Origin of the sequence: Paenibacillus sp. FSL H7-0943, assembly GCF_037963265.1 — a bacterium.
GTDB lineage: Bacteria > Bacillota > Bacilli > Paenibacillales > Paenibacillaceae > Paenibacillus_AQ > Paenibacillus_AQ odorifer.
Genome location: NZ_CP150148.1, coordinates 6,249,226 through 6,274,151, shown reverse-complemented (window position 1 = coordinate 6,274,151; position 24,926 = coordinate 6,249,226). Strand labels below are relative to the sequence as shown.

The 24,926-nt window shown below is 45.8% G+C and carries 24 protein-coding genes and 1 other annotated feature; all 24 genes read left to right on the top strand.

Annotated elements, in window-relative coordinates; genetic code table 11:
* Window positions 1-23: 23 nt before the first annotated feature.
* The gene (locus NSQ55_RS27585) at window positions 24-1,088 is read left to right on the top strand and encodes a protein arginine kinase (protein ID WP_076186629.1); all 1,065 of its coding nucleotides are present in this window, start codon (window positions 24-26) and stop codon (window positions 1,086-1,088) included.
* Window positions 1,089-1,123: 35 nt separating this feature from the next.
* Window positions 1,124-3,592, top strand: coding sequence for an ATP-dependent protease ATP-binding subunit ClpC (gene clpC, locus NSQ55_RS27580; RefSeq protein ID WP_036680471.1), 2,469 nt, complete (start codon window positions 1,124-1,126; stop codon window positions 3,590-3,592).
* 186 nt (window positions 3,593-3,778) lie between these two features.
* Window positions 3,779-5,146 carry a DNA repair protein RadA gene (gene radA, locus NSQ55_RS27575; protein WP_036680472.1) on the top strand — a complete coding sequence of 456 codons (1,368 nt, stop codon included), beginning with the start codon at window positions 3,779-3,781 and terminating at the stop codon, window positions 5,144-5,146.
* Window positions 5,147-5,159: 13 nt separating this feature from the next.
* On the top strand, window positions 5,160-6,236 hold the full coding sequence (gene disA, locus NSQ55_RS27570) for a DNA integrity scanning diadenylate cyclase DisA (RefSeq protein WP_036680475.1): 1,077 nt from the start codon (window positions 5,160-5,162) through the stop codon (window positions 6,234-6,236).
* 64 nt (window positions 6,237-6,300) lie between these two features.
* Window positions 6,301-7,038 (top strand): CDP-diacylglycerol--serine O-phosphatidyltransferase, encoded by a 738-nt coding sequence (pssA, locus tag NSQ55_RS27565; protein ID WP_036680477.1) that lies wholly within the window; start codon window positions 6,301-6,303, stop codon window positions 7,036-7,038.
* Between the two features lie 177 nt (window positions 7,039-7,215).
* Entirely contained in the window at window positions 7,216-8,304 is a 1,089-nt protein-coding gene (locus NSQ55_RS27560; protein ID WP_036680481.1) for a PIN/TRAM domain-containing protein, read from the top strand.
* Between the two features lie 95 nt (window positions 8,305-8,399).
* On the top strand, window positions 8,400-9,098 hold the full coding sequence (gene ispD / locus NSQ55_RS27555) for a 2-C-methyl-D-erythritol 4-phosphate cytidylyltransferase (RefSeq protein ID WP_339170003.1): 699 nt from the start codon (window positions 8,400-8,402) through the stop codon (window positions 9,096-9,098).
* Complete coding sequence (gene ispF, locus NSQ55_RS27550; protein WP_036680486.1) at window positions 9,095-9,583, top strand: 2-C-methyl-D-erythritol 2,4-cyclodiphosphate synthase; 489 nt, start codon at window positions 9,095-9,097, stop codon at window positions 9,581-9,583. The genes ispD and ispF overlap by 4 nt, the downstream gene beginning before the upstream one ends.
* A 51-nt stretch (window positions 9,584-9,634) precedes the next feature.
* On the top strand, window positions 9,635-11,098 hold the full coding sequence (gltX, locus tag NSQ55_RS27545; protein WP_036680487.1) for a glutamate--tRNA ligase: 1,464 nt from the start codon (window positions 9,635-9,637) through the stop codon (window positions 11,096-11,098).
* Window positions 11,099-11,651: 553 nt separating this feature from the next.
* Window positions 11,652-12,344 (top strand): serine O-acetyltransferase, encoded by a 693-nt coding sequence (gene cysE, locus NSQ55_RS27540; RefSeq protein WP_036680489.1) that lies wholly within the window; start codon window positions 11,652-11,654, stop codon window positions 12,342-12,344.
* A 49-nt stretch (window positions 12,345-12,393) separates the two neighbouring features.
* Entirely contained in the window at window positions 12,394-13,800 is a 1,407-nt protein-coding gene (gene cysS, locus NSQ55_RS27535; RefSeq protein WP_339169999.1) for a cysteine--tRNA ligase, read from the top strand.
* The gene (locus tag NSQ55_RS27530) at window positions 13,797-14,231 is read left to right on the top strand and encodes a ribonuclease III domain-containing protein (RefSeq protein ID WP_076099622.1); all 435 of its coding nucleotides are present in this window, start codon (window positions 13,797-13,799) and stop codon (window positions 14,229-14,231) included. Before cysS ends, NSQ55_RS27530 begins: the two co-directional genes overlap by 4 nt.
* 36 nt (window positions 14,232-14,267) lie before the next feature.
* Window positions 14,268-15,032 carry a 23S rRNA (guanosine(2251)-2'-O)-methyltransferase RlmB gene (rlmB, locus tag NSQ55_RS27525; protein WP_076105935.1) on the top strand — a complete coding sequence of 255 codons (765 nt, stop codon included), beginning with the start codon at window positions 14,268-14,270 and terminating at the stop codon, window positions 15,030-15,032.
* Window positions 15,033-15,034: 2 nt separating this feature from the next.
* The gene (locus NSQ55_RS27520; protein ID WP_036680494.1) at window positions 15,035-15,556 is read left to right on the top strand and encodes an NYN domain-containing protein; all 522 of its coding nucleotides are present in this window, start codon (window positions 15,035-15,037) and stop codon (window positions 15,554-15,556) included.
* A 158-nt stretch (window positions 15,557-15,714) separates the two neighbouring features.
* Window positions 15,715-16,359 (top strand): RNA polymerase sporulation sigma factor SigH, encoded by a 645-nt coding sequence (gene sigH, locus NSQ55_RS27515; RefSeq protein ID WP_036680496.1) that lies wholly within the window; start codon window positions 15,715-15,717, stop codon window positions 16,357-16,359.
* A 391-nt stretch (window positions 16,360-16,750) separates the two neighbouring features.
* A complete protein-coding gene (gene rpmG, locus NSQ55_RS27510) occupies window positions 16,751-16,900 on the top strand; it encodes a 50S ribosomal protein L33 (protein WP_076099620.1) in 150 nt (49 codons plus the stop codon).
* Between the two features lie 20 nt (window positions 16,901-16,920).
* Entirely contained in the window at window positions 16,921-17,112 is a 192-nt protein-coding gene (gene secE / locus NSQ55_RS27505) for a preprotein translocase subunit SecE (protein ID WP_036680497.1), read from the top strand.
* A 21-nt stretch (window positions 17,113-17,133) separates the two neighbouring features.
* Window positions 17,134-17,667 carry a transcription termination/antitermination protein NusG gene (gene nusG, locus NSQ55_RS27500; RefSeq protein WP_036680499.1) on the top strand — a complete coding sequence of 178 codons (534 nt, stop codon included), beginning with the start codon at window positions 17,134-17,136 and terminating at the stop codon, window positions 17,665-17,667.
* 74 nt (window positions 17,668-17,741) lie between these two features.
* Complete coding sequence (gene rplK / locus NSQ55_RS27495; protein WP_036680502.1) at window positions 17,742-18,167, top strand: 50S ribosomal protein L11; 426 nt, start codon at window positions 17,742-17,744, stop codon at window positions 18,165-18,167.
* An 82-nt stretch (window positions 18,168-18,249) separates the two neighbouring features.
* On the top strand, window positions 18,250-18,942 hold the full coding sequence (gene rplA, locus NSQ55_RS27490; protein WP_036680504.1) for a 50S ribosomal protein L1: 693 nt from the start codon (window positions 18,250-18,252) through the stop codon (window positions 18,940-18,942).
* 67 nt (window positions 18,943-19,009) lie between these two features.
* Window positions 19,010-19,162, top strand: a sequence feature (ribosomal protein L10 leader region).
* A gap of 64 nt (window positions 19,163-19,226) precedes the next feature.
* Window positions 19,227-19,730 (top strand): 50S ribosomal protein L10, encoded by a 504-nt coding sequence (gene rplJ, locus NSQ55_RS27485; RefSeq protein ID WP_076099619.1) that lies wholly within the window; start codon window positions 19,227-19,229, stop codon window positions 19,728-19,730.
* Between the two features lie 65 nt (window positions 19,731-19,795).
* On the top strand, window positions 19,796-20,155 hold the full coding sequence (gene rplL, locus NSQ55_RS27480; protein WP_036680508.1) for a 50S ribosomal protein L7/L12: 360 nt from the start codon (window positions 19,796-19,798) through the stop codon (window positions 20,153-20,155).
* Between the two features lie 111 nt (window positions 20,156-20,266).
* Window positions 20,267-20,866, top strand: coding sequence for a class I SAM-dependent methyltransferase (locus tag NSQ55_RS27475; RefSeq protein ID WP_076186625.1), 600 nt, complete (start codon window positions 20,267-20,269; stop codon window positions 20,864-20,866).
* Window positions 20,867-21,288: 422 nt separating this feature from the next.
* Window positions 21,289-24,834, top strand: coding sequence for a DNA-directed RNA polymerase subunit beta (rpoB, locus tag NSQ55_RS27470; RefSeq protein WP_038573461.1), 3,546 nt, complete (start codon window positions 21,289-21,291; stop codon window positions 24,832-24,834).
* Window positions 24,835-24,926 lie beyond the last annotated feature (92 nt).

Sequence of the window (24,926 nt, the reverse complement as noted above, 5' to 3'; positions counted from 1 at the left end):
TTGATATATAGGGGGGATATGACATGTCAAGTCTCCGATTTACTGAACAAGCGCTTAGTGATTGGATGCGCTCGGGAGGCAGTCACTCCGAGATTGTAATTAGCAGCCGTATGCGTATTGCACGTAATTTAGAGCATCTTCCATTCCCTATGCTTGCTTCCTTAGAGCAATCGGAAGAAGTATTAGAGCTGCTGGCCCCTGTGTTTCATGGGGAAACTGCTGCCGAATTCGGATCTTTTCAACTAATAAAGCTTGCTGAAGTGAATGAACTGGATAAAAAGGTATTGGTCGAGAAACATCTCATCAGTCCTAATCTGGCTAATGATTCACGTGGCGCAGCTGTGATATTAAATGAAGATGAGTCGGTCAGCATCATGATTAACGAAGAAGACCATCTGCGGATCCAATGTCTGTTCCCGGGTCTTCAGGTAAGAGAAGCATGGCAACGTGCGACAGCCATCGATGATATCTTCGAATCGGCTGTGAATTACGCTTTTGATGATAAAAGAGGATACTTGACCAGTTGTCCCACCAATGTGGGTACAGGGCTGCGTGCCTCAGTAATGCTGCATTTGCCAGCACTAGTAATGACCCAACAGATCAATCGCATATTGTCAGCAGTGAACCAAGTGGGATTGACTGTAAGAGGAATTTATGGTGAGGGCAGCGAAGCAGTAGGGAACATCTTTCAAATTTCCAATCAGATTACTCTCGGTCAAACAGAAAGTGAAATCATCGAGAACCTTCACAGTGTAGTCACCCAGATTATAGAGCATGAACGAAATGCCCGTGAAAGGCTGCTTGTAGATTCCGCTTTGAGAATTACAGACCGAGTGAAAAGATCTTATGGGATTTTGTGTTACGCTGCTCTAATGGAGCTTAAAGAATCCGCACAACGGCTGTCTGATGTGAGACTTGGGGTTGACCTTGGCATACTGGAAGGCCCTTCGATTTCCGTGCTTAATGAGCTTAACGTTAAGACACAGCCAGGATTTCTGCAAAAAATGTTCGGTGACGAGATGAACGCCACTGAACGGGATATGTATCGGGCGAAACTGCTCCGAGAAACACTGGGAACACAACATTAATATAGATATTTATTATTCATGGAGGTGCAGGAGATATGATGTTTGGAAGATTTACGGAACGCGCACAAAAAGTGCTAGCGCTAGCGCAGGAAGAAGCTGTTCGTTTAGGACACAACAATATTGGCACAGAACATATTTTGCTAGGACTTATTCGTGAAGGAGACGGCATTGCTGCTAAAGCATTAATCGCTTTGGGTCTGGGTCTTGAAAAAATCCAGGACGAAGTGGAGACACTGATTGGCAGAGGCCAAGAACAACCTACGAACATTGCTTATACTCCTCGCGCCAAAAAAGTAATCGAGTTGTCGATGGACGAAGCCCGCAAGCTGGGACATACGTATGTCGGCACTGAGCATATTCTGCTAGGACTTATTCGTGAAGGAGAAGGTGTCGCGGCTCGTGTGCTTAATAACCTCGGCATCAGCTTGAACAAAGCTCGTCAGCAAGTGCTTCAGCTTCTGGGAAGCAGCGAGGCTGCATCCAGTCATAGCGGAACACCTGCTAATGTCAGCACACCTACTCTAGACGGTCTAGCACGCGATTTGACGGCTTATGCCAAGGATGGCAACCTGGATCCAGTTATCGGTCGTAGCAAGGAAATTGAACGTGTTATTCAGGTACTGAGCCGCCGGACGAAGAACAACCCGGTGTTGATAGGTGAACCTGGGGTTGGTAAAACAGCTATTGCTGAAGGCTTGGCCCAAAAGATCATTAATAATGAAATTCCAGAAACACTGCGCGACAAACGCGTAATGACGCTCGATATGGGCTCGGTAGTGGCTGGTACTAAATATCGCGGTGAGTTTGAAGACCGCCTCAAGAAAATCATGGATGAGATTCGCCAAGCGGGGAATATCGTACTCTTTATCGATGAGCTTCATACACTGATCGGTGCTGGTGGCGCAGAAGGTGCTATTGATGCTTCCAACATTCTTAAGCCGGCTTTAGCCCGCGGAGAACTTCAGTGCATCGGTGCGACTACGCTGGATGAATATCGTAAATATATTGAAAAAGATGCAGCTTTGGAGCGCCGTTTCCAACCCATTACGGTGGATCAGCCATCCCCAGAAGAAGCGGTACAAATTCTATTTGGACTTCGCGATCGTTATGAAGCACATCACCGTGTGAAAATTACGGATGAAGCTATCGTGGAAGCTGTAAAGCTGTCTGATCGTTACATTCCGGATCGTTTCCTGCCGGATAAAGCTATTGACCTTATCGATGAAGCAGGGTCTAAAGTAAGGCTTCACTCTTACACTATCCCGCCAAATCTGAAGGAACTAGAAATGCGCTTGGATGATATCCGCAAGGAGAAGGATTCCGCTGTTCAGAGCCAAGAGTTTGAGAAAGCGGCTGCCCTGCGTGATACGGAGCAAAAAATCCGTGAAGAGCTTGATACGACTAAGAACCAGTGGAAAGAAAAACAAGGACGCACCGATTCTGAAGTTACACCTGAAGATATCGCACAGGTTGTTGCAAGCTGGACGGGAATCCCTGTAAGCAAGCTGAAGGAAGAAGAGACCGACCGTCTGCTTAACATGGAAGCTCTGCTGCATGAACGAGTGATTGGTCAGGACGAAGCTGTTAAGGCTGTCAGCCGGGCATTGCGCCGGGCGCGTGCGGGTCTTAAAGATCCGAAACGTCCAATGGGCTCCTTTATCTTCCTCGGTCCTACGGGTGTAGGTAAAACTGAGTTGGCTCGTGCGCTTGCTGAAGCCATGTTCGGCGATGAGAATGCGGTCATCCGTATTGATATGTCGGAATACATGGAGAAGCACTCCACATCCCGTTTAGTTGGTGCCCCTCCTGGATATGTCGGCTATGAAGAAGGCGGCCAATTAACAGAGAAGGTACGTCGTAAACCATACTCGGTAGTACTGCTTGATGAAATTGAAAAAGCACATCCGGAAGTATTCAACATTTTGCTGCAAGTGCTTGAAGATGGTCGCCTCACCGACTCCAAAGGCCGGGTAGTTGACTTCCGCAATACACTTATCATTCTGACCTCTAACGTAGGCGCACAGGCAATCAAGAAGAACTCAACGCTTGGATTCACGGCTGTGCAGGATGCAGGAGCAGAATACGGCAATATGAAGGGCAAGGTTATGGAAGAGCTCAAGAAGAGCTTCCGTCCAGAGTTCTTGAACCGGATCGACGAAATCATCGTCTTCCACTCACTCGATGAGAAACATATCGCTGAGATCGTTACGTTGATGTCTGATGAGCTGCGCAAGCGCCTGCGTGAATATGATGTTGATTTTGTACTCACGGATGCAGCGAAGGCATTCTTGGCTAAAGAAGGTTATGACCCAGCCTTTGGTGCACGTCCATTGCGCCGGGCAATTCAGAAGCATATTGAAGACCGTCTTTCTGAGGAATTGTTGAGAGGAAATATCCAAAAGGGTGATTCCCTCAATATTGATGAGGTCGGCGGAGAACTTGTGGTGACTAAAGTGGACGCTCCAGTAGCGCCAGCGCTTGAAAAAGAAGTAGAATCCGAATAAAATAAACAAGGCTTTCGCTCCTTATTTATAGAGGAGCGGAAGCTTTTTTTATTGGAAATAGATCAATTTAAAATATACATTTAATGCAAATACCGAATGACCTTTCGTTAAAGGGGTAGAAATGGTAAACTTTCATTAGAAGAAAATGATCCGAATTGTAAACAGTTCGGACCGTAAGGAGAACAAATGGCTAAAGCAAAAACAAAATTTTTTTGCACCGACTGTGGATACGAATCGCCAAAATGGTTCGGGAAATGCCCAGGGTGCCAGGCTTGGAACTCCATGGTGGAGGAAACGGAAAGCGTAGTCAAAACACAGGGAATGAATGCCCCTATTTTTCATAGTAAAGAAAAGGCACAGTCGATCATAAGTATAGAAAGTGACAAGGAACCGCGCATACTGACAGGTATAGGTGAGCTTAACCGTGTTCTCGGTGGGGGGATCGTACCAGGATCGCTGGTACTAGTAGGGGGAGACCCAGGAATCGGTAAATCTACGCTCTTATTACAGACCTCGCACGCCCTTACAACACAGGGATTGCGAGTATTGTATATCTCGGGCGAAGAATCGGTAAGGCAAACTAAGCTGCGCGCGGATCGCCTCGATGCGTTGTCAACGGAGCTTTATGTACTATGTGAGACAAATATGGAAAGCATAGAAGAAGCGATCGAACAAATCCAGCCACAATTTCTTGTCATCGATTCTATTCAGACCGTATTTATGCCAGAAGTAACGAGTGCGCCAGGCAGCGTGACCCAGGTTCGGGAGTGTACGACAAGATTTATGCGTATCGCTAAGATTCGTGGAATTGCAACAGTTCTCGTTGGTCATGTTACCAAGGAAGGGGCTATTGCTGGACCACGGATGCTTGAACATATGGTGGACTGCGTGCTGTATTTTGAGGGTGAGCGGCATCATACGTATAGACTTTTGCGGGCTGTAAAAAACCGCTTTGGCTCTACGAATGAAATCGGCATTTTCGAAATGGGTGAAGCGGGGCTTACCGAAGTAGAGAATCCATCGGAGCTCTTTTTATCGGAACGTCCGCTTGGCGTGGCTGGTTCTACTGTGGTGGCAAGTATGGAGGGAACTAGACCTGTGCTTGTAGAACTTCAGGCACTTGTTGCTGCCACCCACTTCCCTTCCCCACGGCGAATGTGCACAGGCATGGATCACCAGCGGATGGCACTTATTATCGCTGTACTCGAGAAACGGATGGGCATGTTCCTGCAGAATCAGGATGCATACCTTAATGTTGCCGGGGGAGTAAAGCTGGATGAACCGGCGATTGATCTAGCTGTAGCTATTAGTATCGCCTCCAGTTTTCGTGATATTTCAACAAAACCTTACGACGTTTTCTTCGGAGAAGTAGGACTTACCGGTGAGGTAAGAGGCGTTTCGCGCGCGGAAATGCGCGTTAAGGAGGCCGCAAAGCTTGGCTTCCGGCGGGTGATTATGCCTGAAAAGAGCATGAAGGGATGGAAGCACCCGCAAGATATCCAGATTATTGGCGTCAGTACCGTAGCAGATGCACTATCGGTCGCGTTAGATTAGGGGGCACAGGGATATGAAAGAATATAACCAATTAGAGAATATGAATGATCTGCTCAGACTGGCGGCACCGGGTACACCTTTTCGGGAAGGTTTGGAGAATGTGCTGCGCGCTAAGACAGGGGCACTTATTGTCGTAGGGTACAGTCCTGAGGTGATGGACGTAGTGGATGGCGGATTCTCCATTAACTGCGATTTTTCGCCCAATTATTTATATGAGCTAGCTAAAATGGACGGAGCTATTATTCTAAGTGAGGATTTAAAGCGTATATTGTATGCTAATACACAACTTATACCGGATTCTTCTATCTCATCCATCGAGACGGGGATCCGTCACCGGACCGCGGAGCGGGTAGCGAAGCAAACGGGTAAGCTGGTGGTTTCCATTTCACAACGCCGCAATATCATCACGCTTTATCAAGGCTCGATACGTTATGCACTCAAAGAGATCGGGGCTATTTTGGCAAAGGCTAACCAAGCGATTCAGACACTCGAGAAGTATAAAGCAGTGCTCACGCAAGGACTGACGAATTTGTCAGCTTCAGAATATGAGGGCATTGTTACCGTTGCTGAAGTAGTGGGTGTTATCCAGCGTGTAGAGATGGTTTTGCGCATAAAAATGGAGATCAAACGCTATATCAACGAATTGGGCAACGAAGGACGCCTGATCAGCATGCAGATGGAAGAACTGGTTGGAAATACAGAGGAAGAAGCATGGCTTCTATACAGAGACTATGCTAAGGAAGAGCAGGAAGATAAAATCCGTGAAATTATCGCCGGTCTCAAACGGATAAGCGATGATGATCTGATGGATGACAACCATATTGCCCGTATACTGGGTTATTCTTCTACGGCAATTACCTCTGAAGAAGTGGTGACTCCACGTGGTTATCGCCTGCTTAACAAAATTCCGCGGCTTCCGAATGTGATCATTCACAATCTGGTGGAGCGGTTTGAAATGCTGCCTAATTTGATGTCCGCAAGCATAGCTGAATTGGATGAAGTGGACGGAATTGGGGAGGTGCGGGCCCGTAATATTCAGGATGGGCTCAAACGTTTACAGAAGCAAGTTCTTATTGACAGGCAAATGTAAATAACATACAATCACGTAATATTGGGGACGTTAAAGGCCAAAGTTAGAAAATTGAGGTGAAGAAATGATACAAAAATCAATTCCGAGTCTTTTTACGATAGGTAATTTGATGCTCGGAATGTTTGGTATCATGATGGCGTTTGACGGTAAGATTAGCATGGCCGCTATCATGGTTATTATTGCTATGCTGTTAGACGGCTTAGATGGTCGAGTAGCTCGCGCTCTAAAATGCGAAAGCGAATTTGGCAAGGAGTTGGACTCCTTATCTGATGTCGTTTCTTTCGGAGTCGCACCGGCCGTTATTTTGTACGTCTCAAGCCTGCAGGATTTGAACTCTGCATTAGGCTGGACAGTAACTGCGATTTTTCCGGTGTTTGGTGCTTTGCGCTTAGCCCGTTTTAATGTTCGTCCGGGGGTTCCGGGTTATTTTATCGGTTTGCCAATTCCTGCTGCAGGTGGTGTACTGGCCACATTAGCTCTTTTTAATAAAGATGTTTCGGCTCCGTTTATGATCGTTGCTACACTGCTCTTATCCTATTTGATGGTCAGCACTGTTAAATATCCTAATTTTAAAAAGATTGGATTGCCGAAAAAAGCGGTGGTTGGAGCGCCAGTGGTTATTGTTGTTGCAGTGGCTGTAGCTGTTGTGTTCCCAGAGCAAATCGCTAAGCTGATCTTTGTCTTACTTGGAATTTATGCATTATACGGCTTTAAGCAAAATATTGATCGGTTGACAGCCAGACGCCGTCATCGTCGTCGTAGTCGTTCAGAGGATAAAGTGTATCATTCCAAGAACGGTTAATCGGTCCAAAAGGTAAGGTAACTGAATAAATTATGACCAAAGGTTTTGTCTTCCCTGGGGGATGGCAAAGCCTTTTTGCATTTCCAGCGCTACCCTAAGTTTATCGTCTTGAAAATTGGAACATACTGGTGAGGAATAGATCCATTTAGGATGAATAAAAAGGAGGTGCGTTAGGTTATGTGGAAAAAAGTGATTTTGTCTTTTGCCTTAATATGTGGTGCTTGGTCAGGTTTTTCGCTATACCATGCGCTCGAAAGAGGATTCCCCAAGGGGATGGAAAAGCTGGGTGAAAGCTTACCTGTAGAAGGAAGCATTTTATTTACAGTGCTGGGTGCCATTATTTTTTTGTTTGCGGGGTCTTTATGCGCGGAATGGGGAGGTTCAAAACTGCGGGAGGCGGTTCACTACTGTTCGCGTATTCCAATGAATGAATTAGCTGCAAGTGCAGCTGGGTTAACAGGGGGGCTTCTGTTATCTCTCCTGTTATACCCTGCAATGATCTGGCTTGGGAAAGCTGGGCAGCTGCTGCAAGTGCCAGCTACGTTAGCTTTTGGATATCTGGGGCTGCGGATCGGTTTGGAGAAAAAAGAGGAGCTAGCTGCACTGTGGACATCTGGACGCTGGGGTCAAGCGGCTGAGCCGGAAGGCCGCGGGCTTGAGGAACATAAAATTCTCGACACAAGTGTTATTATCGATGGAAGAATCGCTGACATTTGTAAGACGGGATTTATTGAGGGAACCATTGTCATACCTGAATTCGTGCTTGAAGAGCTCCAGCATATTGCTGATTCTTCGGATCTGTTGAAGCGGAACCGGGGACGGCGTGGGCTTGATATTCTCAATAAAATTCAAAAAGAGCTTGATGTGAAGGTATTGATCTATGAGGGAGATTTTGAAGAAATCTCTGAGGTTGACAGTAAGTTAGTGAAGTTAGCGAAGGTACTCCAAGGTAAAGTAGTCACTAATGATTTCAACTTAAATAAGGTTTGCGAATTGCAGGGTGTTTCCGTTCTGAATATTAACGATCTGGCGAATGCTGTGAAGCCTGTAGTGCTGCCTGGTGAGGAAATCGTAGTTCAGGTCATTAAGGATGGCAAAGAACATGGGCAAGGGGTAGCCTACTTAGACGATGGAACGATGATTGTTGTAGAAGGCGGACGTGAATATATCGGGACTACGATGGAGGTTCTGGTCACTAGCGTGCTGCAAACTTCGGCTGGCCGAATGATATTTGCTAAGCCAAAACTTTTGGAAAAAGCGCAATAAGTGAAGATAAAGTGTATGGGGACTGTCCTATGGGTTGGAAATGCCCGCCAAACACGTTATGATGGGATTATACGTGAAAGACAGGAGCCAGATTAATGTCAAACAGTGTGGGCGTCGTCATTGTGGCGGCAGGCAGAGGAACGCGAATGGGAACTCCGGAGAGCAAGCAATATTTGTTACTGCAGGGGAAGCCGATTATCGTTCATACGCTGGAGGTATTCCAGCAGCACGAATTGATCTCTGAAATCGTGCTCGTAACCGGTGAAGAGGATATTGAACGCTGCCGGGAATGGATACAGCTCTATAAGCTGGACAAGGTTAAGGCTATAGTAACTGGTGGATCTGAGCGTCAGCATTCCGTACATAAAGGGTTGTTGAAACTTACGACACAGTGGGTAATGGTACATGATGGTGTTCGTCCGTTTGTACAGCCGAATGAAATTGAGGCTTGCTACGAACGAGCGAAGCAGATGGGTGCTTCGGTTCTTGCTGTACCCGTTAAGGATACGATCAAACAGGTGGATAATGAAGGACAAGTACTGTCTACGCCGGATCGGCGAAGTCTGTGGGCGATTCAAACCCCGCAGACTTTTCGTCTTTCTGATTTGCTGGAGGCTTATGCAGCGGCAGAGCGGGATGGCTTTCTGGGCACCGATGACTCCAGCTTGGCGGAGCGTGCGGGGATTCCGGTTTCTGTGGTAGAGGGAAGCTACAGAAATATTAAGATTACGACACCTGATGATTTGGATTATGCAGAATTTACAGAAAGAAACAGGGGAGAGGGACAATCATGATCGCTGTAGGACAAGGATTTGATGTGCATCAGCTGGTAGAGGGCAGGCCTTGTATTATTGGGGGAGTTACGATTCCTTACGAAAAAGGATTGCTTGGGCATTCCGATGCAGATGTGCTGCTGCATGCAGTTAGTGACGCGATTCTAGGCGCACTTGGACTTGGTGATATTGGCAGACATTTTCCGGATACAGATCCAGCCTTTAAGGACGCAGATAGCTTGAAGTTATTAGAAGAGGTATGGGCACTTGCTCGTGAGCGAGGATATAAGCTGGGAAATATCGATTCAACGATTATCGCCCAAAAGCCTAAGATGGCTCCGTACATTCCACAAATGACCGAGATTATTGCACGTGCACTTAATGCCGACCCGTCCAAGGTGAATGTTAAAGCTACTACAACTGAGCAGCTTGGTTTTGCCGGACGCGGCGAAGGAATTGCCGCACAATCTATTGTCTGTCTACTCCAAGATGTGATATCATCTTGAGATGGTCTAAGTAGTAAATTAAGTTCAACCATATGAAGCGGAGGGAATACAATGACGGATGAAGTCCGGGTGCGTTACGCACCGAGCCCTACGGGACATTTACATATAGGTAACGCCAGAACGGCGCTGTTTAACTATCTGTTCGCCCGTAATAAAGGCGGTAAATTCATTATCAGAATTGAAGATACAGACGTAAAGCGCAATGTCGCTGGTGGTGAAGAGAGCCAGCTTAAGTATTTGAAATGGCTGGGTATGGATTGGGATGAGAGCGTTGATGTTGGCGGAGAGTACGGACCCTACCGTCAGACAGAACGTCTTGACTTATATCGTGTACATTGGCAGGATTTGCTGGACAGAGGTTTGGCTTACCGCTGCTATTGCACAGAGGAAGAGCTGGAAGCGGAACGTGAAGAACAGACTGCCCGCGGAGAAACGCCTCGTTATTCTGGCAAACACCGTGATCTGACTGAAGAGCAACGTTTAGCTTTTGAAGCTGAGGGACGAGTGGCTAGCATTCGCTTCCGTGTGCCAGAAGATCGTACGTATGCGTTTGATGATCTCGTAAAAGGCAGTATTTCTTTTGACACAAAAGAAATGGGTGACTTTGTTATTGTGAAGAAGGACGGAATTCCGACCTATAACTTCGCGGTAGCTGTTGACGATCATCTGATGGCTATTACTCACGTATTGCGTGGAGAAGACCATATTTCCAACACACCCCGCCAGCTTATGATCTATGAAGCGCTTGGCTGGGAGCCACCTTTATTTGGTCACATGACGCTTATTGTTGGCGACAACCACAAGAAGCTCAGCAAACGGGATGAATCCGTTATTCAGTTTATCGAGCAATATGATGAATTGGGTTACTTACCTGAGGCTCTGGTTAACTTCATTTCTCTGCTTGGCTGGTCTCCAGAGGGAGAAGAAGAGATCTTCAGTAAAGAAGAACTTATTTCTATTTTTGATGCGGACCGTTTGTCCAAAAGCCCGGCTGTATTCGATAAAAACAAGCTGGCGCATCTGAATAATCATTATATTAAGCATGCTGATCCTAAACGGATCTCTGCGCTAGCTATTCCACATCTGCAAAAAGCGGGTAAAATACCTGCTGAGCTGAACGAAGAGCAACAAGCATGGGCGGAAAGCCTTGTCGCGTTGTATCAAGAGCAGATGACTGCAGCTTCTGACATCGTGGCGCTATCGGAACTGTTCTTCCGCAGTCACCTAGAGTTAGAGACGGAAGCAGCGCAGGTTCTGGCTGAAAGCCAAGTTCCTGAGGTATTGTCTGCTTTTCTGGCTAAGGTTGAAGCCTGTCAGGATTTCAGTGCAAGCAACATGGCTGTTCTGATTAAGGAAGTACAGAAAGAAACAGGTCATAAGGGCAAAGCACTCTTTATGCCAATTCGTGTGGCTCTGACCGGACAAACGCACGGACGTGATCTTAATATAACCATTGCTTTGCTCGGCAAAAACCGGGTCATCGAACGTTTGAAATCACAAATTAAGGGCGCTTAAGGTCGTATTTCATACGACTAAACCCCCTTGTCAGTATCTTGTCTTTTGCGCTAAGATAGAATTATATGATAATAGCTGTGATCAGGAGAAGTACGTCCATTGAAGACAATTGCCAGAGAGAATAACCGAGAAAGGGACACCCTTTCGGGCTGGGAGTTATTCATTTGTCCGGGGCAGAACATGCGCCTGTGAGCTGCACGGTTGAATGACCTTTTTAAGGCTCATTAGATCGCGCCGGGAACGTCGCCGTTAATGATGCCAAGTGGAACGAAGAAATTCTGCCGTTTGTTACAATAGCGGCTCATTTGATTCGTTCAAGCAGAGTGGAACCGCGGTTAAACGTCTCTGCAGCATTATGCTGCAGGGGCGTTTTTTGTCTAAATATAAGCAAAAATAATTTTCATACAATACTCTTTGTCTTATATTTCTACGAGATAACAAACCAAGCGAACACTCACCGCATATGTATGATAAGGATGATGGGCCTGGAGACAATACCTTTCTTGTGTACCTGTAAACAGGAGATAAGGAAGTTAAGAAGAGAGGAACCGTGATGTTTAAGCATATTAAGTCGGACATTCGGGCGGTATTTGATAACGATCCTGCTGCCCGCAGCTGGTTCGAGGTTGTCTTCACATATGCCGGCTTGCACGCCATTTGGGGTCACCGGATCGCCCACTCTTTTTTCAAACGCCGCTGGTATACAATGGCTCGTATGGTTTCGCAGTTTAGCAGATTTATGACTGGTGTTGAGATCCATCCTGGAGCTGTCATCGGAAATAGGCTGTTTATCGACCATGGTATGGGGATTGTTATTGGAGAAACCTGCGAAATCGGTGATGATGTTATAATCTATCAAGGGGTTACGCTTGGAGGAACAGGAAAAGAAAAAGGTAAGCGACATCCCACGGTCGGCAACAATGTAGTTATTGGTTCCGGTGCGAAGGTTTTAGGATCTTTTCGTATTGGTGACAATTCAAATATAGGTTCGAATGCAGTTGTGTTGCGTGAAGTGCCTAACAACAGTACAGTAGTAGGGAATCCAGGTCGTGTGGTAAAACGTAATGGAGAACGGGTATCCGATCGGCTCGATCATACGAAGATGCCTGATCCGCTTGTCGATTCACTGCGGTTTTTGCAGAAAGAAATCGAAGAAATTAGGGAAAAGCTTGGCGCAGAAGATAAACAAAAAACCGCACAGCGGATAGCAGAAGCTCAGCAGTATATTGGTGACTACGAAATTTAAGCATCCCGGTATTAATGAATCCGGAAGAACAGAAAGGGCTGGAATAAGGATGGCTTTACAAATATATAACACAATGACACGCAGCAAGGAGCAGTTTGTGCCCCAGGAGCCGGGCAAAGTTAAGATGTATGTGTGTGGTCCAACCGTTTATGGATATATGCATATCGGAAATGCTAGACCTATAATTGTTTTTGATATGGTCCGGAATTACTTGGAGCAGTTAGGTAATGAGGTGCGTTATGTTACGAATTTCACGGATGTTGATGATAAACTGATTCGCAAAGCCGAAGAAATGAACACTACTGTAGCAGAGGTAGCGGAAACTTTCATTGCTGCTTACCGTGAGGATCTGGAAGGGCTTGGTGTTAAACCGGCAACCTTGAATCCCCGTGTAACGGAAAGCATGGAGCTGATCATTGGATTTATTAAAGAGCTTGAGGAAAAAGGATACGCATACGAAAGCGGCGGCGATGTATATTACCGCACTTCAAAATTTGAAGACTACGGTAAATTATCTCGTCAGAATCTGGATGAGCTGCAGTTTGGTATCCGTGTTGAGGTGGACTCACGTAAGGAAAAACCGGAGGATTTTGTGCTTTGGAAAGCAGCCAAACCTGGTGAAGTGCACTGGAGTAGCCCTTGGGGAGACGGACGTCCCGGCTGGCATATTGAATGCTCGGCTATGGCGCGCGAGTTCTTGGGAGATACGATTGATATCCATGGTGGTGGACAAGATTTGCAGTTCCCGCATCATGAATGCGAATGCGCTCAGACCGAAGCTCTGACTGGTAAACCACTCTCTAATTACTGGATGCATAATGGATTCATCAACATCGGGGACGAGAAAATGTCGAAATCGCTCGGTAATGGCTGGCTTGTAAAAGACATCCGTGAGCGTTTTAAAGCAGGAGCTATCCGCTATTTCATGCTATCGACCCATTACCGTAACCCGCTGAATTTCTCAGAGGAATCTATGACTTCTGCCGAAAAGAGCGTTGAACGGATCGCGCTTGCAGAGAGTAACGTTAAACATCGGCTTGAACTCGCTGCTGATGGTGCTCAAGGTGAGGTCAACTCAGAGATTAATGATAAGCTGTCGGCTATAGTGGCCAATTTCCATGCTAGAATGCAGGATGACTTTAATACGCCTGATGCGATCACGGCTATGTTCGATTGGGTGAGCCTGGCAAACCATACGCTTGCGAATAACGAGGCTGCTCCTGCTGATTTTGCTGCATTACTGCAAGCTTTTGGCGAAATGAATGCTGTGCTGCGTTTGACGCCTGAACTAGAAGAGGAAATTGCAAGTGAAGAAGTTGAACGGTTGATCGCCGAGCGGGTTGAAGCTCGTAAGAATAAGAATTGGAGCCGGTCTGACGAGATCCGTGATGAATTAGGCCGCTTGGGCATATTGCTTGAGGATACTCCACAAGGAATGCGGTGGCGTCGTAAATGAGTGAGGAACGCAAGTTTGATAACGGATGGTTTCCTTATGAGCCTTCCAAACCTGCGCGACTACTTTCACCTATTGTTCTAGCTTATGTAGGAGATGCTATCTATGAGGTGGCTGTTCGCCAGTATTTAGTATCTCTTCCGAATTTGCGTCCGAACCATTTGCATCGTTCTGCTACAGGGCTGGTATCCGCTAAAGCACAGTGTGCAATTCTGAACTTTTTGGAGCCTAGTCTCACGGAAGAGGAGAAGGATGTCGCCCGTCAGGGGAGAAATGCGAAATCGGGAAGTGTTCCTAAGAACGCGGATGTGCTTGAATACCGTCATGCTACAGCTTTTGAGTGCTTGATTGGTCACTTGTACTACACAGGACAACAGGAGAGAATAGAAGAAATTGTGCACAAGGGTATACAGTTTATGTTGAAACAGCCGTGATAGGCTTTGGCGAAATAGAAAATAGGAGAAGTGAACATGGAAGAAGAATTGAAGACTGAAGAGGAAATATTGGCAGGGAAGCATTCTGTGCTTGAAGCGCTTCGTGCTGGTCGTACATTAAATAAAATTTGGATTGCAGAGACAGCCCAGAAGCATCTGACAGCACCCATCGTTGCCGAAGCCCGGAAAGCGGGAATTGTCATTCAGCATGTGGACAAGCGTAAGCTGGATCAATTGGCACCAGGCGTGCAGCATCAAGGGGTGGTTGCACAAGCAGCACCATTTGCCTATGTTGAAGTGGATGATCTGTTAGCTATAGCAGAAGCCAAAGGAGAACCGGCATTCCTTATTTTGCTTGATGAAATTGAAGATCCTCATAACCTGGGCTCGATTCTGCGGACGGCAGATTGTACTGGAGTACATGGGGTAATCGTACCTAAACGCCGTTCGGCTCAGATAACTGCGACCGTGTCCAAAACATCCGCGGGTGCTGTGGAGTATGTTCCGGTTGCCCGGGTTACAAACCTGGGTCAGACCATTGACCGTCTAAAAGAACAGGGAGTCTGGGTAGTAGGAACAGACGTGGATACCGATCAGAATCTATACCAATCCGATATTTTCACGGGTCCGGTAGCTGTTGTAATCGGCAATGAGAATAAAGGAATGGGACGCTTGATTCGTGAAAAATGTGATGTACTTCTTAAGCTGCCGATGGCCGGAAAGATCAATTCATTAAATGCCTCTGTCGCCGCAGGAGTCATTATGTATGAAGTGATACGCCGCCGGCAACAGCAGGGATAGCTATGGCCGACTGGCGCGATGTGCTGCTTGTGGATGGATATAACATGATCGGTGGCTGGCCGGAACTTGTGGCACTGTCCCAGATTGGTATGCAGGAAGCACGCGACCGCTTGATGGATTTGCTGGCAGATTACCAGGCTTTCTCTGGACGAAGAGTTATTGCTGTTTTTGATGCATACCGTGTTCCGGGGTTGGGAAGGTCTTTTGTCCAGGGTAAGGTCCAGGTGTACTTCACCAAGGAAAAAGAAACCGCAGATGAATGCATTGAGCGACTGGTTGGGGAATATAGCAATCGGCGCCGGCAGATCTATGTGGCTACGAGTGATTTTATAGAGCAGCATATTATTTTTGCACAAGGTGCGTTGCGAATTTCGGCAAGGGAATTGCATCTGGAAATTGAAGAGAATCAGAAACAAGTAAAAAAAGCTATTGAACCTGGCGGTGTCAGTTCTACTCGTCATTCTTTGGAAGACAAACTGCCTCCCGATGTGCGCAGTAAGTTGGAAAAATGGCGCAGACAGTGAGATCGAGGAAGAATCAGGAAATATTTTATTCCAATTTATGCTATTCTAGATTGATTTTGGACAAACTCCGGTTGACGGTGGAAGGTAACATAATATATACTGATCCTATATTTCGCGAAGTAACGATGTGTCTTGCGTTGCAGCCGGGGGGATTCTTGGTGAGTGTCGACCTCAAGGAAATAATGCTGTCTGAGTATGATTTCATAAGTGATGAAGATATTGTCGAGGCTTTCCGTGGTGGCGACAGTGGCGCATTAGAACACTTGATTAATAAATACCGTAACTTTGTACGTGCTAAAGCCCGCTCTTATTTCTTGATCGGGGCAGACCGTGAAGATATTGTACAAGAAGGAATGATTGGTCTATACAAGGCTATTCGTGACTTTAAAGGTGACAAGCTCTCTTCATTCAAGGCTTTTGCTGAGCTCTGCATTACACGACAGATTATAACGGCTATTAAGACGGCCACTCGTCAGAAACATATTCCGCTGAACTCTTATGTTTCCTTGGACAAGCCCATTTATGACGAAGATTCTGATAGAACACTTATGGATGTCATTTGTGGAACACAGGTTCTAGATCCAGAAGAGCTAATTATTAATCAAGAAGAATTCATTGGTCTTGAAGATAAGATGGCGGAGATTCTAAGTGACTTGGAGCGCAAGGTTCTGATGTTGTATTTAGACGGAAGATCCTATCAAGAGATTGCTGAAGATCTTAAGCGGCATGTAAAGTCTATTGATAACGCTCTACAACGAGTAAAAAGGAAATTAGAAAGATATCTAGAAGTACGTGACAATTGATGATATAATGAACAAGAGAGGGCTCGGACATCGAGTTCTTTTTTTTAGTCTTTTTGAAATCACTCGGATAGAATTAGGTGCTTGCACCATAAATTACTATTTGAGCCGATTTTAGTCGTTGCCGTTGAAGGTAGGTTTATACACAGACGGAATACCCCATAATGGTAAGGAAGACAGCGAAGTGTGAGGAAGAGATAGACCCAAAGACAGGGTACGGCCATATGACTACTAAACCCGGAATTACCCAGTGCAGAACGGAATTCTTTCGTTGACACAGACCTTGACATTATGCTAAAGTGTTTTAGGTAGGCCTAAATTCGCGGCTTTTTTTTAGGATCAATATTTGCGTCTTCTAATGTGAATTAGAAGGACGTCTCGGGAGGTGCACATCATGCGGGTAATTATCACTTTGGCTTGTACAAGTTGCAAACAAAGAAACTATGCGACTACCAAAAACAAGCGAAATCACCCCGACCGCATGGAGATGAAGAAATTTTGCAAGTATTGTAACTCGCAAACTCCTCATCGCGAAACCAGATAGTCTGTGGAGGTGTAGTCGGCATGAAACGTAGTTTCAAGTCTATGTTTTCCTTTTTCACTGAGAGCTGGAGTGAACTCAAAAAGGTTCGCTGGCCAAGTCGTAAAGAATTGACCAACTATACATTGATCGTTCTCGGTACGATTGTAGTTGTCGCTATTTACTTCTGGGTTCTGGACATCGGTATTTCCGCTGTGATTGAAGCGATTATTTAGAGAGGTCCCAGGTGGCTTGATATGGAAAAAAGATGGTATGTCGTTCATACCTATTCTGGGTATGAGAATAAGGTCAAAGCCAATTTGGAAAAGCGCGTTGAGTCCATGGGCATGGAAGACAAAATATTCCGCGTTCTTGTTCCTATGGAAGAAGAAATCGTAAACAAAGACGGTAAGAAAAAAACCGTTATGCGTAAAGTTTACCCCGGATATGTTTTGGTGGAAATGGTTCAGACTGATGATTCCTGGTATGTTGTCCGCAATACTCCGGGCGTTACTGGATTTGTTGGTTCGACAGGCTCAGGGTCTAAACCAACAGCTTTGCTTCCGGAAGAGGTAGAACAAATTCTGAAGCATATGGGCATGGTTGAACCTAAAGCGAAGATTGATTTCGAAATCAAGGAATCCGTACGTATTATGGTTGGTCCGTTTGCGAATTTTGTGGGCTCCGTGGAAGAAATTTTGGCTGACAAGAGCAAGATCAAAGTGCATGTTAACATGTTTGGACGGGAAACCCCGCTAGAGTTGGATTTCACTCAAGTGGAGAAAATATAACATAAGCTAGGGTTTCTTGTGGGAGAGCGCTATTGGCGTTCGAAGACCACTATTTTTGCAAGGAGGTGTCACTCATGGCTAAAAAAGTTATTAAAATGGTGAAACTGCAGATTCCTGCAGGGAAAGCGAATCCAGCGCCTCCAGTAGGTCCGGCGTTAGGTCAAGCAGGTGTCAACATCATGGCATTCTGTAAGGAATTTAATGCTCGTACTGCCGACCAGGCTGGCTTGATCATTCCGGTTGAAATTACAGTATTTGAAGACCGTTCCTTTACTTTCATCACTAAAACTCCTCCGGCTGCTGTTCTGCTTCGCATCGCTGCTAAAGTAGAAAAAGGATCCGGCGAACCAAACAAGAAAAAAGTAGCAAAAATCGGCCGCGCTGCGGTACGTGAAATTGCTGAAACAAAAATGCCTGACCTTAACGCTGCAACTGTTGAAGCTGCAATGCGTATGGTTGAAGGTACTGCCCGCAGTATGGGTATCACAATCGAAGACTAGTAGTTTTCGAAGAATCGGTCATTCGTGACCCGCAAGTATGTGGGAGGAATTTCCGCTAACACCACAAAGGAGGAACATTTTCATGGCTAAACATGGTAAGAAATACCAAGAAGCTGCTAAGCTGATCAACAGCGAAGCAACTTACGAGCCTTCAGAAGCTGTAGAGCTTGTGAAAAAGGCAGCGACTGCTAAGTTCGACGAAACCGTTGAAGCAGCAGTTCGTCTGGGTGTAGACCCACGTAAACAAGACCAAGCAGTTCGTGGTGTTGTTGTCCTGCCTCACGGCACTGGTAAAACACAACGCGTGCTTGTATTTGCAAAAGGTGAAAAAGCGAAAGAGGCTGAAGCTGCTGGCGCTGATTTTGTTGGTGATCAAGACATGATCAACAAAATTCAACAAGGCTGGTTTGAATTTGATGTCTGCGTAGCTACACCTGATATGATGAGTGAAGTCGGTAAACTGGGTCGTCTGCTTGGTGGTAAAGGTCTTATGCCTAACCCTAAAGCTGGCACAGTTACATTCGATGTTTCCAAGGCTGTGCAAGAAATCAAAGCCGGTAAAATCGAATACCGTCTCGACAAAGCAGGTCAAATTCACGCGCCAATCGGCAAAGTGTCCTTTGATGCTGCACAATTGAACGATAACCTTAAAGCTCTTATCGACGCTTTGAACCGTGCGAAACCAGCTGCTGCTAAAGGTGTATACCTTAAAGGCATCTCGATTTCTTCCACAATGGGACCTAGCGCTCGTGTGAACACAACCGTCTTCAGATAATTAAGGGTTGACTCTTTGAGTCAATTTTGATAATCTATAACAGTTGTGAAACTTAAGGTATCAATCTTAACCTTGAATATGCTTACCGTAGACAGTAGGTGCCTTAGTGCTTAATTTCCTACCGAGGTGTTGTGATAGAAACAAGAAGTAACGAGCTCGCTCGTATAACTTTCGTTTTATCAAGCCTTCGTGATTCTGCGGAGGCTTTTCTACTGCCTGCGTAGGAGCGGTGAAGCTTTCCTTGGAAAGAACGCCGACACATAAATTTTCAGGAGGTGTATACATTGGCAAATGCAAAAGTAATTCAAGCAAAACAAGACGCGGTTGACGTCGTTACTGCAAAACTGCAAAACAGTCTTTCGACTGTTGTAGCTGACTACCGTGGATTGAACGTTTCCCAAGTGACTGAACTGCGTAAGCAACTTCGTGAAGCTGGCGTTGAGTTTCAAGTCCTGAAGAACACATTGCTACGTCGCGCAACTGCTGCGGCTGAGTTGAGTGAATTGGATGAAGTTTTGACTGGTCCAACAGCTATCGCATTCAGCACAACTGATGCAGTAGCACCAGCTAAAATTTTGAACGATTTCGCCAAGAAAAACGACGCTTTGAAATTGAAAGGCGGCGTAGTTGAAGGTCGTGTCATTGACGCGGAACAACTGAAAGCACTGGCTGAGCTTCCATCCCGCGATGGTTTGCTGTCCATGCTGCTTAGCGTACTTCAAGCTCCAATGCGCAACTTCGCGCTTGCAGTTAAAGCTGTTGCTGAAAAAGAAGAACAAAGCGCGTAAGCCTTTGACTCTTGCAGCATAATCAATACCACAAATAAATTTAAATATAAAATGGAGGTTCAATCATGAGTAAAGAAGCAATCTTGGAAGCAATTAAAGGCATGAGCGTATTGGAACTGAACGACCTGGTTAAAGCAATTGAAGAAGAATTCGGCGTAACTGCAGCAGCTCCAGTAGCAGCTGGCGGTGCAGTAGCAGCAGTAGCTGAAGAGCAATCCGAATTTGACGTAATTTTGACAGGCGCTGGCGCTTCCAAAATCAACGTTATCAAAATCGTTCGCGAAATCACTGGTCTTGGCTTGAAAGAAGCTAAAGATCTTGTAGACAACGCACCAAAAGCAATCAAAGAAAAAGTAAGCAAAGACGAAGCCGAAGCTACTAAAGCAAAATTGGAAGAAGCAGGCGCAGCTGTAGAAGTGAAGTAATTCCTTCTATTACTGAAAACCCCTTGAACTTGTTCAAGGGGTTTGTTTTATAAATAGAGTTAGTAGGGCGTATATACCAACTGCTAACATAATAGGAAAGGGAGGAAAGAGATGTCGCAACATTATTATTCGCAGCAGCCGGAAGTACGTCATGACAGACGTAGCATTGATACCGTACTAAGAGGCAAAAGCTTTCGTTTTACGAGCGATGCCGGTGTATTCTCTAAAGGGGACATCGATTACGGTAGCCGAGTTCTTATTGAAGCTATGATAATTCCGGACGGTTCAGCGGTGCTTGATGTAGGTTGTGGTTATGGGCCGATTGGATTAAGTGCAGCATACCTAGCTCCCAAAGGACATGTAACCATGATTGATATTAACAGTCGTGCGGTAGAACTGGCGCGTGAGAATGCTCAGCACAATGGAATCCGGAATGTTACGATAATGGAAAGCGATGTGCTCGGCGCATTGAATGAGCAGCAGAAGTTCGATGTGATTCTAACTAATCCTCCGATTCGTGCAGGAAAAGCTGTAGTGCATAAGATTTTTGAAGATGCGTATGAACATTTAAATGAGGGTGGCTATCTGTGGATTGTGATTCAGAAGAAGCAGGGCGCTCCATCCGCAGTGGCAAAACTAGAAAGCTTGTTCTCAATGGTGGAAGAAGTGGGGAAAGACAAAGGCTATCGTATTATTAAAGCGCAAAAATAAAATACAATAGGTTATTGACATGTGATAGTGATAATGGTATTATTATAAAATGTCAGTATTAAGATAGGCTCCATGTCTTTAGTTTGCTGAAATGTCAAGCAATATATTGTCGCCCGGCTAGCGCATGCCGCACGGCAAGTTTTTGCGAGTTGGTTGTCTATGCTCTAACGTAGCAAATGCTGCGTGGTAATAGATAATAGCGCATAAACTATTGCTTGGTGACGTATAATATGTACGTTTTGGGCAAATCTACTTGATAAGGAGTATTTTGGTCATGGATAAATGCGCTCTTTTTTCGAAGATTTCGATAAGGGCTTTTCTTTTATTTATGACTGAATCCTTGTAGTATGGTTCCATTATACGGTTCCAAACAAGGGTTCGCAATCAATTTTTAAGTGAGTAGACATGAGGGGTGAGTAAAGTTGGCAGGACATCTTGTTCAGTATGGTCGACGCACTCGGCGGAGCTATGCGAGAATTAACGAGGTACTCGAGGTCCCGAACCTGATCGAGATCCAACAAAAATCTTATGATTGGTTTTTGGAGGAAGGATTGCGGGAAATGTTTCAGGACATCTCGCCGATCCAGGATTTCACAGGTAATTTGGTACTAGAGTTCATTGATTACAGCCTGGGTGAACCGAAATATACGGTTGACGACGCTAAAGAGCGGGACGTAACGTATGCGGCTCCTCTGCGTGTAAAGGTGCGGCTCATTAATAAAGAGACCGGTGAGGTTAAAGAGCAGGAAGTGTTCATGGGAGATTTCCCGCTGATGACGGAGACCGGCACTTTTATTATTAATGGTGCGGAACGGGTTATTGTCAGCCAGTTGGTTCGCTCTCCAAGCGTCTATTTCAGCACAAAAGTGGATAAGAACGGCAAAAAAACCTACACCGCCACAGTAATCCCGAACCGCGGAGCCTGGTTGGAACTTGAAACCGATGCTAAGGACATTATGTATGTTCGTATCGATCGGACTCGTAAAATTCCTGTTACCGTACTTTTGCGTGCTCTCGGTTTCGGTAGTGATGCCGAAATTCTGGAATTGCTTGGCAATGATGAATATATTCGCAATACGCTGGATAAAGACAACACGGACTCCACGGAGAAGGCGCTTATTGAAATTTATGAGCGTTTGCGTCCGGGCGAACCGCCGACACTAGACAATGCCAAAAGTTTGCTGGTTGCGCGTTTCTTTGATCCAAAACGCTACGACCTAGCTAATGTAGGCCGTTACAAAATCAATAAAAAGCTACACATTAAGAACCGTCTTTTCAATCAACGTCTTGCTCAGCCTTTGGTTGACGACTCTACTGGAGAAATCCTGGCAGAATCCGGCCAAATGGTCGATCGTAGACTGCTTGATGAATTGATTCCATATTTCGAAAAGAATGTTGCCTTTAAAAACTACCGTGTTACTGGTGGAGTTATGGACAGCGAAGATATTCCTCTTCAAACAATTGACGTATTCTCGCCAATTGAAGAAGGCCGGGTTATTAAGCTGATCGCTAACGGCAATATCGACAAATCTGTTAAGCATATTACTCAAGCTGATATTATATCCTCAATCAGCTACTTTATTAATTTGCTTCACGGAATTGGCAATACCGATGATATTGACCACTTGGGTAACCGTCGTCTGCGTTCTGTAGGTGAACTCTTGCAGAATCAGTTCCGTATCGGTTTGTCCCGGATGGAACGTGTTGTTCGTGAAAGAATGTCGATTCAGGATGCTAATGCGATTACGCCTCAGGCTCTGATCAATATTCGTCCGGTCATCGCGTCTATTAAAGAGTTCTTCGGTAGCTCCCAGCTGTCTCAATTTATGGATCAGACGAACCCGCTTGCGGAACTTACGCATAAACGTCGTCTGTCCGCCCTCGGACCTGGTGGTTTGACACGTGAACGCGCGGGCTTTGAAGTTCGTGACGTCCATCACAGTCACTACGGTCGGATGTGTCCAATTGAAACGCCGGAAGGTCCAAACATCGGGTTGATCAACTCCTTGTCTACCTTTGCCCGCATCAATGAATACGGCTTTATTGAAGCTCCGTATCGTTGGGTGGATCCGAAGACTGGTAAGGTGACTGAGCAAATTGACTATCTGACTGCTGATGAGGAAGATAATTATGTAGTTGCTCAGGCTAACGTGTTGATCGAAGAAGACGGCACCTTTAAAGAAGACATGGTAATCGTTCGTTACAACAAAGACTCAGACAACATTACAACGATGCCAAGTAATCGTGTCGATTACATGGACGTTTCGCCTAAACAGGTTGTATCTGTCGCTACGGCGCTCATTCCGTTCCTTGAGAACGATGACTCCAACCGCGCACTGATGGGATCTAACATGCAACGTCAAGCTGTTCCGCTTCTAATTCCAAAAGCTCCGCTGGTCGGAACAGGGATGGAACATAAATCCGCTAAGGATTCTGGCGTATGTATCGTTTCCAAGTATGACGGTATTATCGAACGTTCTTCAGCTAATGAAATTTGGCTGCGTCGCGTTGAGACTGTCGAAGGCAAGGAAGTTAAAGGCGATATCGTTAAATATAAATTACACAAATTTATGCGTTCTAACCAAGGTACCTGTATTAACCAACGTCCTCTAGCTAAAAGAGGGGACATTGTTAAGAAGGGTGATATCCTGGCAGACGGTCCTTCCACAGAAATGGGCGAACTTGCTCTTGGCCGTAACGTAGTCGTTGCGTTCATGACTTGGGAAGGTTACAACTACGAGGATGCGATCCTGTTAAGTGAAAAGCTGGTTAAGGAAGATGTATATACTTCGATTCATATCGAAGAATACGAATCTGAAGCTCGCGACACTAAACTGGGACCTGAAGAAATTACGCGCGATATTCCGAACGTCGGCGAAGAAGCTCTGCGCAATCTTGATGAGCGCGGAATCATCCGCATCGGTGCGGAAATCAGCGCTGGTGACATTCTGGTGGGTAAGGTTACTCCTAAGGGTGTAACTGAACTGACAGCAGAAGAACGTCTCCTGCACGCTATCTTTGGTGAGAAAGCTCGTGAAGTACGGGATACCTCTTTACGCGTTCCTCATGGTAGTGATGGTATTATCGTGGACGTTAAAGTCTTTACACGTGAGAACGGCGATGAGCTGCCTCCTGGTGTAAATCAATTGGTTCGTGTCTACATCGCTCAGAAACGTAAGATCTCTGAGGGTGACAAGATGGCCGGACGTCACGGTAACAAGGGTGTCGTTGCCCGTATCCTGCCAGAAGAAGATATGCCGTTCCTTCCGGACGGTACGCCAGTACAGGTTGTTCTTAACCCTCTGGGCGTTCCTTCTCGTATGAACATCGGACAGGTGCTCGAGGTCCATATTGGTATGGCCGCATTGCGTCTGGGAATTCACATTGCAACGCCGGTATTTGACGGAGCACGTGAGTACGACGTGTTTGATACGATGGAAGAAGCAGGTATGCAGCGTAATGGTAAAACTGTGCTGTATGATGGCCGTACAGGTGAACGCTTCGAACGTGAAGTTACTGTTGGTGTCATGCACATGATCAAACTGGCGCACATGGTTGATGATAAGATTCACGCCCGTTCAACAGGGCCTTACTCGCTAGTTACGCAACAACCATTGGGTGGTAAAGCTCAATTTGGTGGACAGCGTTTCGGGGAGATGGAAGTGTGGGCGCTTGAAGCTTACGGTGCTGCATATACATTGCAAGAAATTTTGACCGTGAAATCCGATGACGTGGTTGGTCGCGTGAAGACGTACGAATCCATTGTCAAAGGTGAAAATGTACCGGAACCAGGTGTTCCTGAGTCGTTCAAGGTATTGATCAAAGAACTGCAGTCCCTGGGTATGGATGTTAAGATTCTTAGCGGTGACGAGCAGGAAATTGAAATGAGAGAATTGGACGATGAGGACGAGACGTCAGGCGACAAACTAAGCCTCAATTTAGAAGGTTCAGAAGTCGGAGTAGAATAATCAAGCTGGAGCTTAAAAGTTCCATTTTATAAAGGACCGCACGCCCTCTTTTGATGTAACAGTCAGAAGAGGGCAAAGCGGTACTAAATCAG